Below are 3956 nucleotides of genomic sequence, written 5' to 3' on the forward strand. Positions count from 1 at the left end.
CCTCAGTTACTGGAAGATATCTGGGAAGGATTGGTGAATAAGTGGCATGTACTCACTCCGGTAACCCTGAAAGATGCTAAGAACCAGGCATTACCAGGAGCAAGCGGAGTGTATCAGATCAACTCCGCTAAAGTGGGAATAATTTCTCAGTTTGAGCGTCATCGATGTTCTATTTGTAATCGTGTCCACACTCGTGAATCTCCTGGTCAGGCCTGCACAAAATTCCGGTGCAAAGGGCATACCCGATTTGAAGAACCTCCTGAGGATGAGTATAACGTCAGTCTTCTGGGCCGTGAATTAACCATGATAATGGCTCGGGAACATACCGCTCAGGTTCCTGCAGAAGATCGGCAATACATTGAGAAACAATTCAAAAATCCAAAGGGGAGCATAAATTGTCTTGTTGCCACACCAACGCTGGAACTGGGTATCGACATAGGATCTCTTGATATGGTCCTGATGAGAAATGTTCCCCCATTACCTGCAAATTATTGGCAACGTGCCGGACGAGCTGGCAGACGGCACAGAATGGCAGTGATTTATACATATTGCAACCGGAAGGCTCATGATGAATATTTCTTCGAAGACCCGATGCGACTTCTGGGTGGAACTGTATATCCACCCCGGTTAAATCTGAAAAATCCGGTGATGATACGTAAACACGTTCATGCAACCGTGTTGGCAAAATTAACTCAGATGTCTCAGCGGGATAACCCGACTGATACAGAGAGAAAAATTCATCACACATTACGGGAGTCATTCCCACAATTTGTTAATGGATATCTGTTCACAGAAGATCACAGGTATCGAACAGAACCGGTTGATCTATCCAACCTGATGACCACAATTCATGAACATGAATCGACGTTACTATCAAGCGTTTTGAAAATTTTTTCAGAACAATGGCCATCAGATAGTGTTAATGAAGTCGAAAATGAGGTGATTCAGCAATATCTCGGTGAACTGCAACCAAAACTTTCAGAACAGGTAAAACTCATCCACCAGCGGTTAATGTGGGCTATCAATAAGAGGAATGAACTGAACAAAAAAGAAGAAGATTTATCCAAATTAGAAGAACTGGATGAACGCCTAAGAAGACGGTGTAAAGAATACATCGCAGAAATAGCCGGAAAAAGTCTTGATAATTATACCCTCAACGTCCTCGGTAGATATGGTTTCCTCCCCGGATACGCAATAAATCAGGGCTCTATCACGGGATTTGCTAGTAATGCCTTCTCAACAGGGTGGATGAGAAAGACATTTGAATTAACCAGGCCTGAAACCCTGGCACTCCGTGAATTCGTTCCTGGAAATATTATATATGCAAATGGGGGGCGATATAAAGTTGCATACTACCATCTCCCATTCGGTGAAGAAGGAATCAATCCTGAAAAATATGTTGCAAATATCAGGACGATGAGGATATTTGAAGAAAAAAATCGCCCTGATGGATATGCTGAAGATCAGGTCCTAGAATTATCGGGAATTCCTATAAGTGATACAGAGTTGTCATTTATCTCGCACGTATCAGATGAAGAAACAAATAGGTTTAAACTCCCCGTAGCGATTCTTGGAGAATTACGGCGAGAACACCGTGGGATTGATAAATATGTATCCGGAATGGTTGAATTCTCTCACTTACACGGGCAAAAAATCCGGTTGATCAACATCGGCCCGTCGGATAAGGTTGCCGAAGGAATTTTGGGATATCCTGTGTGCAGGGTTTGTGGAGCTACCCGATCGCCGTATGCTTCTCCGAAGGAACTAGAAAATTTCTATAAAATTCATGAAAAGAATTGTCATGAAATACCTGGATATCTCTGTTTTAGTGCTGATTCCCAGGTTGATGGATTACTATTTGAAGGTCTTCCCTCAAAAGCTGATGCAGTGAATCTTGCAGAAGGTATTCGGATTGCTTCAAATGTATCCTTAGAAATGGAACCTGATGACCTTCAGATTCTCATTTTACCTCAGGATGAAGAAGAGTTTAATGTCTTGTTGTATGATCCCATGCCTGGAGGATCTGGGATTATTAATCAGATTCTCGATGAATGGACCGATCTTGTTGACAAAGGGATAAATGTATTAAGTAATTGTCAGGGAGCATGTGAAAAAGCATGTTATGATTGCATGAAAAGTTATTCGAACATGCTCTATCACCAGGAATTAGATCGTAAGTCTGCAGTGGAGCATCTTAACACACTTAAAAATGAAGTGTCTCATGTCTGTTATATCCCGCCAATCATCGAAGATCCGATTATTGATGGAGGATCTACCAATACAGTTGAGATGTTATTAGGCGAAAAACTTGATTCTTATGGATTTCCCAAATTTCAAACTCAGGTGAAAATTAAATTAAGTTCGAATTTGACTACAACACCTGATTTTTATTATTCATCTTCTGATGGTTCGATAAAAATTGCAATTTATCTTGATGGATTATCACGCGGGATTCATGGAAATCCAGAGCAAGAAGCAAAGGATGATTATATCCGAAGAATGTTGCAGTCAAAAGAAAAAGTTACAGTAATATCGATACCTGCTTCGTATGTTAAAGATGATCCAAAGTCATTACGATGGAAAATGAAGGAAATTGCAATGGCACTTGGAAATGAAGAGATAGAAGAAACAATATAATACACACCTAGCTCACCCTATTCGAACCGTAAAGATCAGAATCGATGTTCTTTCGAGAATTCGTCTCTCTATATGGGCTGCATATATGGATTCTTTTGGATCTGGTCAACATCAATATATGACCATTCATTCCCTCCATATGGGTGGCTCTTTCGTCATCCGGATATAATTTTTTCCCTTATCCGCAGGTTTCCTCCCCAGAAAATTCCATGGATTTCCGTTCAGAACTTACAACTGATTCGAAAATTATTCCTGAAAAACCGGGTCAGGGGGCAGAGGACCATTTCAGGGCCTGAAACCGGGATCATATTGGAACGAAACCATAGAGATAAGTTCCTGCTCACTCCTATTATTAATGAAGAGGAGCCATGGAAAGAGGAAAAAAATATAGGTTTTTGATTGTTATTGAGAAAGCTGAGACAAATTATGCTGCATACTCCCCGGATCTCCCCGGTTGTGTGGCAACAGGAAAGACCCGTGAAGAGGCAGAAGAACAGATGCATGAGGCGATTGCGTTTCATATCGAAGGTATGAAAGAAGATGGTCTCCCAATTCCACAAGCTAGTTCTTCCGCTTCATGGGTATTAGTATGATATATCCAAAGCCGCGAGAGTTACTGGTCGAGGCAAGTCTTTCATTAACCATATCAATCCTGATTCGGGCTTTTCACCGTTCATATCTTTTTGTCCGGAATATCTGCCCGGAACGGAAACGAAAGTTCATTTCCGAAAACTTGGGGTTCTAATTCTTCACCTTCCATATCGGGTGTTCCGATGTGTTGCTTCAGCGAAAACCTCAATCAGTTCTGCTCCCGTCACCGAACCAAAAACCCGTGGGTTTCCAGCACTCATGCAGCATGGAGATAATCCTGTCCGCATCAGGGCCATTCCCTTCAGCCATATCAAGGACCGTATCAACCACCATCCCCTTCTAAAAGAACAATATATCCATCGTCGGGAACCGGATCACATGCCCTATTTAAACCTGAGCGAACAGAACTCATAGGTCTAATGAAAACTGGGAGGATTTTTAAAATATATCAGAATCAGGGGCCGCTTCTCCTAATTCATAAGAGAGAACTGGTGGATCAGGTTCGGAAATATCTGGGATACTCCAAGGCCCGGTCAGTCCCCGGGTCCATCCCTCCCCTGCAAAGGCAATTCTGCCCCAGGGCACAGAGATACCGGGTGGCTGCACCATTCCTCCCCACCCCTATTATTCAAACCCCCGGTTCCGGCACAGCGTGGATTCTGCTCAATGAGAGGTGACTGACATCTGGGCAATCCATTATCAATATACAGGAGATATACTCATGGTAT

4 protein-coding genes and 1 pseudogene are annotated in these 3956 nt (G+C 42.5%); 4 read left to right on the top strand and 1 reads right to left on the bottom strand.

The features are described 5' to 3' along the window. Positions 1 to 309: 309 nt before the first annotated feature. From LDL35_RS15510 to LDL35_RS14855, 4 genes and pseudogenes are all read left to right on the top strand, one after another. A pseudogene (locus LDL35_RS15510) lies at positions 310 to 510 on the top strand (helicase-related protein); the annotation flags it as partial. A gap of 327 nt (positions 511 to 837) precedes the next feature. Then, the gene (locus LDL35_RS14845; protein WP_304023881.1) at positions 838 to 2637 is read left to right on the top strand and encodes a DUF1998 domain-containing protein; all 1800 of its coding nucleotides are present in this window, start codon (positions 838 to 840) and stop codon (positions 2635 to 2637) included. Positions 2638 to 3005: 368 nt separating this feature from the next. Beyond that, positions 3006 to 3230 carry a type II toxin-antitoxin system HicB family antitoxin gene (locus LDL35_RS14850; RefSeq protein ID WP_304023884.1) on the top strand — a complete coding sequence of 75 codons (225 nt, stop codon included), beginning with the start codon at positions 3006 to 3008 and terminating at the stop codon, positions 3228 to 3230. A 172-nt stretch (positions 3231 to 3402) separates the two neighbouring features. Continuing rightward, positions 3403 to 3642, top strand: coding sequence for a hypothetical protein (locus LDL35_RS14855; RefSeq protein WP_304023887.1), 240 nt, complete (start codon positions 3403 to 3405; stop codon positions 3640 to 3642). 24 nt (positions 3643 to 3666) lie between these two features. Here LDL35_RS14855 and LDL35_RS14860 read toward each other — a convergent pair whose 3' ends face one another. Next, the gene (locus tag LDL35_RS14860; RefSeq protein WP_304023890.1) at positions 3667 to 3837 is read right to left on the bottom strand and encodes a hypothetical protein; all 171 of its coding nucleotides are present in this window, start codon (positions 3835 to 3837) and stop codon (positions 3667 to 3669) included. Positions 3838 to 3956 lie beyond the last annotated feature (119 nt).

Source organism: Methanospirillum hungatei (assembly GCF_020216685.1).
Taxonomy (GTDB): domain Archaea; phylum Halobacteriota; class Methanomicrobia; order Methanomicrobiales; family Methanospirillaceae; genus Methanospirillum; species Methanospirillum hungatei_B.

Bases quoted from the DNA above. Each gene is read 5' to 3' on its own strand.
- LDL35_RS14845 (WP_304023881.1), top strand. From the start codon at position 838: ATGACCACAATTCATGAACATGAATCGACGTTACTATCAAGCGTTTTG.
- LDL35_RS14850 (WP_304023884.1), top strand. From the start codon at position 3,006: ATGGAAAGAGGAAAAAAATATAGGTTTTTGATTGTTATTGAGAAAGCT.
- LDL35_RS14860 (WP_304023890.1), bottom strand. From the start codon at position 3,837: ATGGTGCAGCCACCCGGTATCTCTGTGCCCTGGGGCAGAATTGCCTTT.